Source organism: Burkholderia sp. Bmkn7 (genome assembly GCF_041103175.1).
GTDB classification, from domain to species: domain Bacteria; phylum Pseudomonadota; class Gammaproteobacteria; order Burkholderiales; family Burkholderiaceae; genus Burkholderia; species Burkholderia cepacia.
This window is the reverse complement of record NZ_JBGCUH010000003.1, coordinates 1,592,448-1,604,971: the sequence shown is the minus strand read 5'-3', so window position 1 is coordinate 1,604,971 and position 12,524 is coordinate 1,592,448. Positions and strand designations below refer to the sequence as shown.

Annotated in this window: 11 protein-coding genes; 3 read left to right on the top strand and 8 right to left on the bottom strand. The window is 66.2% G+C overall.

From position 1 onward, the window contains the following. Positions 1 to 11 precede the first annotated feature (11 nt). The 7 genes from greA to gloB form a co-directional block, all read right to left on the bottom strand. Positions 12 to 488 carry a transcription elongation factor GreA gene (gene greA / locus AB3K92_RS29025; RefSeq protein WP_021163362.1) on the bottom strand — a complete coding sequence of 159 codons (477 nt, stop codon included), beginning with the start codon at positions 486 to 488 and terminating at the stop codon, positions 12 to 14. 118 nt (positions 489 to 606) lie between these two features. Further along, a complete protein-coding gene (carB, locus tag AB3K92_RS29020) occupies positions 607 to 3,861 on the bottom strand; it encodes a carbamoyl-phosphate synthase large subunit (protein ID WP_021163363.1) in 3,255 nt (1,084 codons plus the stop codon). 49 nt (positions 3,862 to 3,910) lie between these two features. After that, positions 3,911 to 4,570, bottom strand: a complete 660-nt coding sequence (leuE, locus tag AB3K92_RS29015) for a leucine efflux protein LeuE (RefSeq protein WP_021163364.1) — start codon at positions 4,568 to 4,570, stop codon at positions 3,911 to 3,913. Between the two features lie 37 nt (positions 4,571 to 4,607). Beyond that, a complete protein-coding gene (gene carA / locus AB3K92_RS29010; RefSeq protein WP_027787879.1) occupies positions 4,608 to 5,753 on the bottom strand; it encodes a glutamine-hydrolyzing carbamoyl-phosphate synthase small subunit in 1,146 nt (381 codons plus the stop codon). Between the two features lie 372 nt (positions 5,754 to 6,125). Continuing rightward, positions 6,126 to 7,343 carry a nitrate/nitrite transporter gene (locus AB3K92_RS29005; RefSeq protein ID WP_369466341.1) on the bottom strand — a complete coding sequence of 406 codons (1,218 nt, stop codon included), beginning with the start codon at positions 7,341 to 7,343 and terminating at the stop codon, positions 6,126 to 6,128. A 157-nt stretch (positions 7,344 to 7,500) separates the two neighbouring features. After that, positions 7,501 to 9,069, bottom strand: coding sequence for a transglycosylase SLT domain-containing protein (locus AB3K92_RS29000; protein WP_042977861.1), 1,569 nt, complete (start codon positions 9,067 to 9,069; stop codon positions 7,501 to 7,503). A 151-nt stretch (positions 9,070 to 9,220) separates the two neighbouring features. Beyond that, positions 9,221 to 10,027 carry a hydroxyacylglutathione hydrolase gene (gene gloB / locus AB3K92_RS28995; protein ID WP_021163368.1) on the bottom strand — a complete coding sequence of 269 codons (807 nt, stop codon included), beginning with the start codon at positions 10,025 to 10,027 and terminating at the stop codon, positions 9,221 to 9,223. Between the two features lie 18 nt (positions 10,028 to 10,045). Between gloB and AB3K92_RS28990 the strand changes: the two genes are divergently transcribed. From AB3K92_RS28990 to dnaQ, 3 genes are read left to right on the top strand one after another with little or no spacing between them, the layout of a single operon-like run. Beyond that, positions 10,046 to 10,858, top strand: a complete 813-nt coding sequence (locus AB3K92_RS28990) for a class I SAM-dependent methyltransferase (protein ID WP_027787882.1) — start codon at positions 10,046 to 10,048, stop codon at positions 10,856 to 10,858. After that, the gene (gene rnhA / locus AB3K92_RS28985) at positions 10,855 to 11,298 is read left to right on the top strand and encodes a ribonuclease HI (protein ID WP_021163370.1); all 444 of its coding nucleotides are present in this window, start codon (positions 10,855 to 10,857) and stop codon (positions 11,296 to 11,298) included. Before AB3K92_RS28990 ends, rnhA begins: the two co-directional genes overlap by 4 nt. A 37-nt stretch (positions 11,299 to 11,335) precedes the next feature. Continuing rightward, positions 11,336 to 12,070: a DNA polymerase III subunit epsilon gene (gene dnaQ / locus AB3K92_RS28980; RefSeq protein ID WP_059486729.1), complete on the top strand. Its 735-nt coding sequence runs from the start codon at positions 11,336 to 11,338 to the stop codon at positions 12,068 to 12,070. A 34-nt stretch (positions 12,071 to 12,104) separates the two neighbouring features. Here the strand turns inward: dnaQ and AB3K92_RS28975 are convergent, their stop codons facing one another. Beyond that, positions 12,105 to 12,437 (bottom strand): YnfA family protein, encoded by a 333-nt coding sequence (locus AB3K92_RS28975; protein WP_059497978.1) that lies wholly within the window; start codon positions 12,435 to 12,437, stop codon positions 12,105 to 12,107. Positions 12,438 to 12,524: the final 87 nt, after the last annotated feature.

Sequence of the window (12,524 nt, the reverse complement as noted above, 5' to 3'; positions counted from 1 at the left end):
GTCGCCCCGCTTCAGATGTAGCTGACCGAGATGATTTCGTATTCGCGCACGCCGCTCGGCGCCTGCACGGCCGCGACGTCGCCTTCGGACTTGCCGATCAGCGCACGCGCGATCGGCGAGCTGACCGAGATCAGGCCGTGATCGATATCGGCTTCGTCGTCGCCGACGATCTGGTACTTGACGGTGTCGCCCGACTCGAGATCCTCGAGTTCGACGGTCGATGCGAAAACCACGCGGCCTTCGGCGTCGAGCACGGTCGGATCGATGACCTGCGCGGCCGACAGCTTCGATTCGATTTCCGCGATACGACCCTCGATGAAGCCCTGCTTTTCCTTCGCGGCATCGTATTCGGCGTTTTCGGACAGGTCGCCCTGTGCGCGGGCCTCCGCGATCGCGTTGATCACGGCCGGCCGCTCGACGGACTTGAGGCGCTGCAATTCATCGCGCAGTTGCTCTGCGCCACGCTTTGTCAACGGAATGGTGCTCATAAACGGCTCAATCGCTAAAAACGGCTATAAAAAAAATCACCGCGATTAAGCGCGTTTCCGATGCACTGGAAACACCGCCTAATCGCGGCACGTGTTGCTTCGACAGGTAACTGACTGCTTAGTTTAGGCGAGCGTGAAGACCTTGTAAATCATAGACTTCCAGATCCTTCAGGTAGCGCAAGCCTTCGACTGCCGCGCGCGCGCCCGACATCGTCGTGTAGTACGTGACCTTGTGCGCCTGCGCGCTCATGCGGATCGAACGAGAATCGGCGATCGCCTGGCGCGTTTCGTCGACGGTCGTGAACACGAGCGCGATCTCGCCGTTCTTGATCATGTCGACGATGTGCGGACGGCCGTCCTTCACCTTGTTCACGACCTTCACCGGCACGCCGGCCGCTTCGATCGCGGCAGCCGTGCCCTTCGTCGCGACGATCGGGTAGCCGAGGTCGTGCAGCATGCGCGCGACTTCGACCGCCTTCGGTTTATCCGCATCCATCACGGTCAGCAGCACCGTGCCCGACTCCGGCAGGCGCGAACCGGCCGCGAGCTGCGACTTGAACAGCGCTTCGCCGAACGTCTGGCCGACGCCCATCACTTCGCCGGTCGAACGCATTTCAGGCCCGAGGACCGGATCGACGGTCGGGAACTTGACGAACGGGAACACCGCTTCCTTCACGCTGAAGTACGGCGGCTCGACTTCCTTCGTCACGCCCTGCTGCGCGAGCTTCTGGCCGACCATCGCGCGCGCCGCGATCTTCGCGAGCGGCAGGCTGGTCGCCTTCGACACATACGGAACCGTGCGCGATGCGCGCGGGTTCACTTCCAGCACGTAGATGATGTCCTGCTTCGAACCGTCAGCCTGCGGCACCTGCTGGATCGCGAACTGCACGTTCATCAGACCGACCACGTTCAGCGCCTTCGCCATCGCGCCCGTCTGGCGCTTCAGCTCGGCCACGGTTTCCTTCGACAGCGAGTACGGCGGCAGCGAGCATGCGGAGTCGCCCGAGTGGACGCCCGCCTGCTCGATGTGCTCCATCACGCCGCCGATGAACACGGCTTCGCCGTCGCAGATGCAGTCGACGTCGCACTCGATCGCATCGTTCAGGAAGCGGTCGAGCAGCACCGGCGAATCGTTCGACACCTTCACGGCCTCGCGCATGTAGCGCTCGAGGTCGCGCGGCTCGTGGACGATTTCCATCGCGCGGCCGCCCAGCACGTACGACGGACGCACGACCAGCGGATAGCCGATTTCGTCGGCCAGCGCGAGCGCTTCGTCTTCGGCGCGCGCGGTGCGGTTCGGCGGCTGGCGCAGGCCGAGGTCCTGCAGCAGCTTCTGGAAGCGTTCGCGGTCTTCGGCCGCGTCGATCATGTCCGGCGACGTGCCAACGATCGGCACGCCGTGCGCCTCGAGGTCGAGCGCGAGCTTCAGCGGCGTCTGGCCGCCGTACTGGACGATCACGCCGACCGGCTTTTCCTTGTCGACGATCTCGAGCACGTCTTCGAGCGTCAGCGGCTCGAAGTACAGGCGGTCGGACGTGTCATAGTCGGTCGACACCGTTTCCGGGTTGCAGTTGACCATGATCGTTTCGTAGCCGTCCTCGCGCATCGCGAGCGCCGCGTGCACGCAGCAGTAGTCGAACTCGATGCCCTGGCCGATCCGGTTCGGGCCGCCGCCCAGCACCATGATCTTCTTGTTGGTGGTCGGCTGCGCCTCGCACTCTTCCTCGTAGGTCGAGTACATGTACGCGGTTTTCGTCGCGAACTCGGCCGCGCACGTGTCGACGCGCTTGTAGACCGGGCGCACGTTGAGTTCGATGCGGCGCTTGCGGACGTCTTCCGGCGTCGCGCCGAGCAGCTTCGCGAGGCGACGGTCGGAGAAGCCGCTCTGCTTCAGGTAGCGCAGCTCGTCGAACGTCAGCGATGCGAGCGTGCGGCCCGCGAGTGCCTTTTCCTTCAGGATGATCTGCTCGATCTGCTCGAGGAACCACGGGTCGATCGCGGTTTCCGCGAAGATTTCCTCGGCCGTCATGCCGATGCGGAACGCATCACCGACGTACCAGATGCGATCCGGGCCCGGCTCGTGGATCTCGATCGCGATCTCGTCACGGTTGGTCGACTTCTCGTCGAGACCGTCGACACCGACTTCGAGGCCGCGCAGCGCCTTCTGGAACGATTCCTGGAACGTACGGCCGATCGCCATCACCTCGCCGACCGACTTCATCTGCGTGGTCAGGCGCGAGTCGGCTTCACGGAACTTCTCGAACGCGAAACGCGGGATCTTCGTGACGACGTAGTCGATGGTCGGCTCGAACGACGCCGGCGTCTGGCCGCCGGTGATTTCGTTCTTCAGCTCGTCGAGCGTGTAGCCGACGGCCAGCTTCGCCGCGACCTTCGCGATCGGGAAGCCGGTAGCCTTCGACGCGAGCGCCGACGAACGCGACACGCGCGGGTTCATTTCGATGACGACCATGCGGCCGTCCTTCGGGTTGATCGAGAACTGCACGTTCGAGCCGCCCGTGTCGACGCCGATCTCGCGCAGCACCGCGAGCGATGCGTTACGCAGGATCTGGTATTCCTTGTCGGTGAGCGTCTGCGCCGGCGCGACCGTGATCGAGTCGCCGGTGTGCACGCCCATCGGGTCGAGGTTCTCGATCGAGCAGACGATGATGCAGTTGTCGGCGCGGTCGCGCACGACTTCCATCTCGTATTCCTTCCAGCCGAGCAGCGACTCTTCGATCAGCAGCTCGCGCGTGGGCGACAGGTCGAGACCGCGCTTGCAGATTTCCTCGAACTCTTCGCGGTTGTACGCGATGCCGCCGCCCGAGCCGCCGAGCGTGAACGACGGACGGATCACGACCGGGTAGCCGCTACCGCCGGTGCCGGCCATGATCTCGGCGTGCACCTGGGTCGCTTCTTCCATCGAGTGCGCGATGCCCGACTTCGCGGAACCGAGACCGATCTTGGTCATCGCTTCCTTGAACTTCTGGCGGTCTTCCGCCTTGTCGATCGCTTCCGGCGACGCGCCGATCAGCTCGACGCCGAACTTCTCGAGCACGCCGTGGTGGTGCAGGTCGAGCGCGCAGTTCAGCGCGGTCTGGCCGCCCATCGTCGGCAGGATCGCGTCCGGGCGCTCCTTCTCGATGATGCGTGCGACGACTTCCCACGTGATCGGCTCGATGTAGGTCACGTCGGCCGTGTTCGGGTCGGTCATGATCGTCGCCGGGTTGCTGTTGACGAGAACGACCTTGTAGCCCTCCTCACGCAACGCCTTGCAAGCCTGCGCGCCCGAATAGTCGAACTCGCACGCCTGGCCGATGATGATCGGGCCGGCGCCGATGATGAGGATGCTCTTGATGTCTGTGCGTTTTGGCATGGCTTGTGAATTCAATAAGTAATCGTTGTCGTGGGTCGGCCGGCTGCGCTCAGCTCATCGTGGCGAGCGCGAGCTTCACCGAGAAACCGATGAACAGGCCGCCCACGCTGCTCGCCGCGCCTGCTGCAAGCTTGCGGCGGCGGCGGAAGTGCTCGGCGAGCCGCGCACCCGCGAAGATCAGCGTGCTCAGGTACAGGAAGCTCGCGCATTGCGCGATCGCCCCGAGCACGACGAACGACAGCGCGGGATGCGGGAATGCCGGGTCGACGAACTGGATGAAGAACGAGATGAAGAACAGGATCGCCTTCGGATTCAGCAGGCTCACGATCAGCGCCTTGCGGAACGGGCGCTCGCCGTCGACCGCGGGCGGTGCATCGGCCGGCGCATCGGCGCGCGCGCGCAGCTTCTGCCACGCGCTGCGCAGCATGCCGGTGCCGATGTAGAGCAGATACGCGGCGCCGCCGTACTTGACGACGGAGAACAGCAGCGGGTTCGCCTTCAGCAGCGACGCGACGCCGGCGGCGGACAGCACCATCAGCACCGTGTCGCCGACGAACACGCCGCACGCCGCGCGATAGCCGGCCTTCACGCCGCGCTGCGCCGCGAGCGACAGCACGTACATCGAGTTCGGCCCCGGCAGCAGGATGATGAAGATCACGCCGAACACGTAGGTCCAGATATCCGTGATGCCGAGTGCGTGGCCGAACATGATGCGAATCTCCCGTCCTTCGGTTGCGTCGGTTGCGTTAAGCGTTGCGCTGCTTCGCCGCGTCCATCAGCGCGGTGAAGCGGTCGAACAGATAGCCGATGTCATGCGGGCCGGGCGACGCTTCCGGGTGGCCCTGGAAGCAGAATGCCGGCTTGTCGGTCAGCTCGAAGCCCTGCAGCGTGCCGTCGAACAGCGACACGTGCGTCACGCGCGCGTTGGCCGGCAGCGAATCCGCATCGACCGCGAAGCCGTGGTTCTGCGACGTGATCACCACGCGGCCGTCCCCGAGATCCTTCACCGGGTGGTTCGCGCCGTGGTGGCCCGTCTTCATCTTCAGCGTCTTCGCGCCGACCGCGAGGCCCATGATCTGGTGACCGAGGCAGATGCCGAAGGTCGGCACGCCGCGCTCGATGAACTGCTTCGTGGCCGCGATCGCGTAGTCGCACGGCTCCGGATCGCCGGGGCCGTTCGACAGGAAGATGCCGTCCGGATTCAGCGCGAGCGCATCTTCCGCGCTCGCCTCGGCCGGCAGCACCGTCACATGGCAGCCGCGTTCCGCGAGCATGCGCAGGATGTTGTACTTGACGCCGAAATCGTACGCGACGACACGGTACTTCGGCGCTTCCTGCATGCCGTAGCCGCCTTCGAGGCGCCATTCGGTCTGCTTCCACTCGAACGGCTTCGTGGTCGACACGACCTTCGCGAGATCCATGCCCGCGAGACCCGGGAACGAGCGCGCGAGTTCGATCGCCTTCGCTTCGTCGTCCGAGCCCGTCAGGATGCAGCCGTTCTGCGCGCCCTTGTCGCGCAGGATGCGGGTCAGCTTGCGGGTGTCGATGCCGGCGATCGCGACGACGCCTTCGTCGCGCAGGTAGTCGCCGAGCGTGCGGTCCATGCGGAAGTTCGATGCGAGCGTGGGCAGATCACGGATGATCAGGCCGGCGGCATGGACTTTCGTGGCTTCGACGTCTTCGGCGTTCACGCCGACGTTGCCGATATGCGGATAGGTGAGCGTGACGATCTGGCGCGAGTAGCTCGGGTCAGTCAGGATTTCCTGATAGCCGGTGATCGCGGTATTGAACACGACTTCGCCGATCGTGTGGCCTTCGGCCCCGATCGAATAACCACGAAAGACCGTGCCGTCGGCGAGTGCAAGCAAGGCGGGAGTAAAAGACGGCAACACGGGAGGCTCCTTGGGGAACACCCTGCTGCCGACCTGTTTACCCTGCCGCGCGAGCGCCGCGCTGCGTGGGCGCGCGTGGTCGCTTGCTGGACGCGGCCTGCGTTGTCGTGACGCGAACCCGGCGCGTGGCGCACGAGGCTTCGCGGCATCGCCCGGCAGGCGGCGTGCGGCGGATGAACGGGATGTATGAGGTAGGCGCTAGGGTGCGAGGTTGATCAGCACAAACTTTCAAATTATAGCCTGAAAATGGCCTTATCTTCAATTGATATGGCCGTCCGATCGTGCGTGCGCGACGCGCGACGCGCGGCGACGCGAAGCAGCGCGCTGCGGCCCCGTTTTACGCGGCCGCCCTGCCCCGAGCGTACCGCCGGATCAGTGCACTTGGCCAGCGCCGCGCGCGGGCCATACGTACCAGACCGCGCTCGCGAGCTGCAGTGCGAGCAACACGCCCCATGCGGTGAAGTGCGCGGCGGCCGGATAGCGGCCGTCGACCGCGGGCCAGTGCGACAGCACCGCGCCGACACCGATCTGGAACGCAAAGATCAGCAGGAAGATCACGAGCGTGAGCGTCGTGTTCGCGCGGCCGATCAGATGCGCGGGAAAATGCCCGGCCATCACCGCGTAGGTCAGGATGCCGACGCCGCCGAACATTCCGTATGCGGCCCACAGAACGGCCGGCGGCAACGGCACGCGCGCCACGATCGCAGCCTGCGTCGCGACGAACAACGCCATGCCGATGCCGCAGAACGCGTACACGGACACGCCGCGCCGCTCGAGCACGCGCGCCGCGGCGCCGAAGCCGACGCAGCCGGCCATCATCGCGAAGCCGAGCACCGACACGAGGCGCGCCGCATGCGGCGCATCGAACCCCGCGACATCGCGCAGGTACGGCCCGACCCACAGCGACTGCATCGCGTAGAACACCCCCTGCGTGACGACGGAGAACGACGAGATCTTCCAGAACGCGCGGCTGCCCAGGATATGCCACGTGCCCTTGAACTGGCTGACGAGCCCGCCCTGGTGACGCACCTGCTTCGCCTCCGGCGCGCCCAGGCCGATCGACGCCGCAACGGCCACCGTCAGCACCGCGAGGCCGAAACAGATCGCGCGCCAGCTCGTCCAGCCGAGCAGCCAGGTCAGCGGCGAGCCGACCATCACGCCGCCGAGGCCGCCCACGGCCATCACGAGACCGTTCACGAGCGGCAGCCGGCCGACCGGGAAATGCTGCGCGAGCGCCTTGAACGCCGCGCCGAGACACACCGACACGCCGACGCCGATCAGCAGCCGGCCGACCATCATCGTGCCGAGGCTGTGCGCGGCACCGAGCACGGCTGCGCCGGCGGCCGCGAACAGCAGCATGCCGGCCGTCACGCGGCGCGGGCCGAAGTGATCGAGCATCACGCCGGCCGGGATCTGCGCGCCCGCGAAGCCGAGGAAATAAAGGCTCGTGAGCAGGCCGAGATCGGCGGCCGACAACCCGAGCTCGTGCGTGACGAACGGCGCGAAGCCCAGATTGACGCCGCGAAACACATACGACACGAAATACCCGACCGAAAACAGCGCGAGCACCCTCACCTGCACCGACGACATCGTCTCTCCTTGTTATATGAAGGCATTCAAGGCGGCACCCCCGCGCCGCGCACAAACAAAAACGCCGTCACCTCGGTGACGGCGTTTCATCGCATTTCGTCGGATGATAACGCAATCGCACGAACCGGGCCGGCCGCGCGATGCGCTCGCGACTGCGCTACTTCTTCTTGCCCTTTTGCGTTGCGGCCTTGGCCGGCGCCGCTTTCGTCGCTTTCGTCGATTTGGCCGCCGGCTTCGCCGCGCCGCGCTTCGCGCCATGCGACTTGCCGCCCACCGCCAGGCTCGCGCGCTCGATGTGCGCACCGGCGGCCGACGTCGCGATCCGTTCCGGACCGGGCTCCGCCGGCACCGAACGGCCGACCGGCACATGCAGCACGAGCGCCTGGCCCGGCATCACGAGATCGCGGTGCGTGCGGTTCCACGCCTTGAGCTGGCCGACCGACACGCCATAGCGGCCGGCGATCGCCGCCATCGACTGCTTGCGGCGCACGCGGATCAGCATCTTGCGCGTGTCGGGCACATCGGGTTCCATCGCGAGCGCGCCGTTTTCGGCGACGTCGGCGCTGATGTCCTCGTCGTCGTCATCGCCGCGCGGCACGACGATCGTCGAGCCCGGCTTCAGGCGCATGCCGGCCGGAATCTTGTTGATCGACATCAGCGTATCGGCGTCCACGCCGATCTTCTCGGCGATCGCGGCCGGTCGTGCACGTTCGCTGACCGTATAGGTGGTCCACGACGAAAGCTGGCCGTTGTAGGCTTTCAGGTTCTTCTCGAACGCCGACGCATTGTCGAACGGCAGCAGGATCTGCGGCTCGGTCGCGCCGAGGATCACCGGCTTCGAGAACGACGGGTTCAGCGAGCGGAATTCGTCGAGCGACAGGTTCGCGAGCTTCGCGGCGACCGCCACGTCGATGTCGCGCGACGTCGTGACCGTCACGAAATACGGGTGGTTCGGGATGTCCGGCAGCGTCAGGCCATACTGCTGCGGGCTCGCGATGATGTTCTTCACCGCCTGCAGCTTCGGCACGTAGTTGCGCGTCTCGTTCGGCATCCGCAGGTTCTGGTAGTCGGTCGGCAGGCCGGCCGCCTGGTTGCGCGCGATCGCACGCTGCACGTTGCCCTCGCCCCAGTTGTACGCGGCCAGCGCGAGATACCAGTCGCCGAACATGTCATGCAGGCGCGACAGGTAGTCGAGCGCGGCGCTCGTCGACGCGAGCACGTCGCGGCGCTCGTCCTGCCACATGTTGCGCTTCAGGTTGTAGGTACGGCCCGTGCCGGGCATGAACTGCCACATGCCGGCCGCCTTCGCGACCGACAGCGCCTGCGGGTTGTACGCGGACTCGATGAACGGCAGCAGCGCGAGCTCGGTCGGCATGTGACGCGCCTCGAGCTCCTCGACGATGTGATACAGGTACTTCTGCGAGCGCTCGGTCATGCGCTGCACGTAATCGGGCCGCTGCGTGTACCAGGTCGTCTGCATGTCGACGAGGTCGCTCTGCAGGTCGGGCATCTGGAAACCGCGGCGGATGCGCCCCCAGAGATCGGAGTCTGCACTGGTCAGGTCGCCGACGGATTGCTTGTCGACGTCGACAGTTTCTTTGGCGGTGGCTGATTTACGGAGGTAGTTGGACGTCGCCTGCGAATCGGCGGCGTTGTTGGCGACAGGGGCCTGGCTCGCACAAGCGGCGAGCAGCAGAACCACCATCGCACTCAATATAAGTCGCATGAAAATCTCGGCTTCCGACGGCTGGAAATTGCAGGCGATACTACGGAAGTGCGTGCTTCACGTCAATAAAAACACCGAAAACTCAGCGAAATCCTACATTTGGAGCAATTTTTACAGACACCGCTTGAGCTTTGGAGTCCTCCGGAAATCGTCATCGGAACCGGTTTTTCCACTCGCGCATCAGCGTGAATGCCGTCAGACGATCCGGCACCGTTTCATGCAACTCGGCCTCGAGCGTGGCATGAATCGCCGCGCTGTCCGACCGCATGAACGGGTTAACGGCACGCTCGTGGGCAATCGTAGTAGGCAGCGTCGGCACGCCGCGCGCGCGCAGCGCCTGCGCTTCGTCGCGCCACGCAGCGAGCGCCGCATTGCCGGGCTCGCATGCGAGCGCGAAGCGAATATTGGACAGCGTGTATTCGTGGGCACAATGCACGCGCGTGTCGCCCGGCAGTGCGGCGAGCGCGTCGAGCGACGCGAGCATCTGCGCGGGCGTGCCCTCGAACAGGCGCCCGCAGCCGCACGAGAACAGCGTGTCGCCGCAGAACACGTGCGGCGCCGCGTTGCGCGGCCCGGCCGCCTGGAAATAGGCGATGTGGCCGCGCGTGTGACCGGGCACATCGAGCACGTCGAAGGCGACGGACGGTGCGTCGAGCGTCACGCGATCGCCGCCTGCCAGCGGCCGCGTGACCACGCCGATCGCCTCGGCCGCGGGGCCGTAAACCGCGAGCGGAGCATCGTCCGGTTGGCTATCGCGCAGTGCCGCGACACCGCCGACGTGGTCGGCATGATGGTGCGTGAGTAAAATAGCGGTCAACCGCCAGCCTCGTTCGGCAAGAACCCGGCGCACCGGCGCGGCTTCACCCGGATCGACGGCGATCGCATCGCGGCCGTCCGAGACGAGCCAGATATAGTTGTCATCGAATGCCGGAACCGGCACGTATTCCAGCTCGTTCATGGGCGCGCAATCATCGTTATGTCTGACCGTCAAATTATAGACTGGCCCGCCTGGACCGACTCGCCTCCCGGCCGCTACGTGCTGGGCTGGGAGCAGGCGCAGCTCGACCGGATCGTGTCCGACGTCTTCGGGTTCCACGCGCTGCAGCTCGGCCTGCCGCAACTCGACGCGCTGCGCGAGAACCGCATGCCGTATCGCGGCCTCGTGCTCGACCCGGCGAGCGGCGCGAGCGCGCCCTATCAATATCCGTGGGCCCGCGAAGCCCATTCGCCCGAGCATGCGCCCGCCGATCGCAGCACGACCTGGTGCGACCTGCTCGACCTGCCGTTCGAGTCGCAGAGCGTCGACCTGATCGTGATGCCGCACACGCTCGAATTCACGTCCGATCCGCACCGCCTGCTGCGCGAGGCCGAGCGCGTGCTGATGCCGGAAGGCCAGCTCGTGATCACCGGTTTCAATTCGCTCAGCCTGTGGGGGATGCGGCAATCGTTCGGGCGCATGGCGAACCGTCCGTTCGTGCCGGCCACGCGCGACCAGATCGCGTTCATCCGGCTCAAGGACTGGATCAAGCTGCTAGGCTTCGACCTCGAACGCGGCCGCTTCGGCTGCTACCGGCCGCCGCTCGTCACCGACAAGTGGCTGGCCCGCTACGGCTTCATGGAAGCCGCCGGCGACCGCTGGTGGCCGATCTTCGGCGCCGTCTACATGGTGACGGCCGTCAAGCGCGTGCGCGGCATGCGCCTCGTCGGCCAGATCCGGATGAAGAAACCCGTGCTCGCACCGGGCCTGACGCCGGCGGCCTCCCCGACCACCCATCAAGAACATTCATGACAATCGATACGATCGACATCTATACCGACGGCGCCTGCAAGGGCAACCCCGGCCCCGGCGGCTGGGGCGCATTGATGCGCTACGGCGACAAGGAAAAGGAGCTGTTCGGCGGCGAGCCGAACACGACCAACAACCGCATGGAGCTGATGGGCGTGATCGCCGCGCTCGAAGCGCTGAAGCGGCCGTGCCAGGTGATCGTGCACACCGATTCGCAATACGTGCAGAAAGGTATCAGCGAGTGGATCCACGGCTGGAAGAAGAAAGGCTGGGTCACCGCGGCGAAGACGCCCGTGAAGAACGCCGACCTGTGGAAGCGGCTCGACGCGCTCGTCGCGCAGCACGAGGTCGAGTGGCGCTGGGTCAAGGGCCACGCGGGCCATCCCGAAAACGAGCGCGCGGATGCGCTCGCGAATCGCGGCGTCGAATCGCTCACGGCCTGAACGCGGGCCGCCCCCTGTTTCCTACGTTTTCCCCGACATGCGCCAGATCATTCTCGATACCGAAACCACCGGCCTGAACGCCCGCACGGGCGACCGCCTCATCGAAATCGGCTGCGTCGAGCTGCTGAACCGGCGGCTCACCGGCAACAACCTGCACTTCTACGTGAACCCCGAGCGCGACAGCGATCCGGGCGCGCTGGCGGTGCACGGCCTCACGACCGAATTCCTCAGCGACAAGCCGAAATTCGCGGAAGTCGCCGACCAGATCCGCGACTTCGTGAAGGACGCCGAGCTGATCATCCACAACGCGCCGTTCGACCTTGGCTTTCTCGACGCGGAATTCGCGCGGCTCGGCCTGCCGCCGTTCACCGAACATTGCGGCGGCGTGATCGACACGCTCGTGCAGGCCAAGCAGATGTTCCCCGGCAAGCGCAACTCGCTCGACGCGCTGTGCGACCGCTTCGGCATCAGCAACGCGCACCGTACGCTGCACGGCGCACTGCTCGACTCGGAACTGCTCGCCGAGGTCTATCTCGCGATGACGCGCGGCCAGGACAGCCTCGTGATCGACATGCTCGACGACGCGGGTGCCGACGGCGGCACGGCAAACGGCCAGCGCGTGTCGCTCGCCGCGCTCGACCTGGCCGTGGTGGCCGCGAGCGACGACGAGCTCGCCGCGCACCAGGCGCAGCTCGACGAGCTCGACAAGTCGGTCAAGGGCACCTGCGTATGGCGCCAGTCCGCCGACGCGGGCGCCGCCGAAGCGGCCTGAAACACGCGGCACACGGCACGCGCCGCGGCCGCGCTCACACGCGCGGCTGCAGCGCGATGACCGCCATTCCGCCGAGCGCAAGCGCCGCGCCGGCCACGTCCCAGCGGGTCAGCGCGACGCCGTCGACCACCCGCAGCCAGACCAGCGCCACCGCGATGTACACGCCGCCGTACGCCGCATAGGTGCGCCCCGCCGCACTCGGGTGCAGCGTCAGCAGCCACGCGAACAACGCGAGCGACAGCGCGGCCGGCAGCAGCAGCCACACCGGCCGCCCCTCCTTCAGCACGAGCCACGGCAGGTAACAGCCGACGATTTCGGCCAGCGCGGTGGCGGCGAACAACGCCGCGATCCTCATCAGTTCGGTCATCCGGTTCCTCGTGAATTCGCCCCCGTCACCGTGAGACGGCACGGCCCCGCCGCGCGCCGCCGATCATACCCGAGCCGCCCCCGCCGA

Coding starts and splice junctions, on each gene's coding strand:
- greA (WP_021163362.1), bottom strand. CDS start 488: ATGAGCACCATTCCGTTGACAAAGCGTGGCGCAGAGCAACTGCGCGAT.
- carB (WP_021163363.1), bottom strand. CDS start 3,861: ATGCCAAAACGCACAGACATCAAGAGCATCCTCATCATCGGCGCCGGC.
- leuE (WP_021163364.1), bottom strand. CDS start 4,570: ATGTTCGGCCACGCACTCGGCATCACGGATATCTGGACCTACGTGTTC.
- AB3K92_RS29005 (WP_369466341.1), bottom strand. CDS start 7,343: ATGTCGTCGGTGCAGGTGAGGGTGCTCGCGCTGTTTTCGGTCGGGTAT.
- AB3K92_RS29000 (WP_042977861.1), bottom strand. CDS start 9,069: ATGCGACTTATATTGAGTGCGATGGTGGTTCTGCTGCTCGCCGCTTGT.
- gloB (WP_021163368.1), bottom strand. CDS start 10,027: ATGAACGAGCTGGAATACGTGCCGGTTCCGGCATTCGATGACAACTAT.
- AB3K92_RS28990 (WP_027787882.1), top strand. CDS start 10,046: ATGTCTGACCGTCAAATTATAGACTGGCCCGCCTGGACCGACTCGCCT.
- rnhA (WP_021163370.1), top strand. CDS start 10,855: ATGACAATCGATACGATCGACATCTATACCGACGGCGCCTGCAAGGGC.
- dnaQ (WP_059486729.1), top strand. CDS start 11,336: ATGCGCCAGATCATTCTCGATACCGAAACCACCGGCCTGAACGCCCGC.
- AB3K92_RS28975 (WP_059497978.1), bottom strand. CDS start 12,437: ATGACCGAACTGATGAGGATCGCGGCGTTGTTCGCCGCCACCGCGCTG.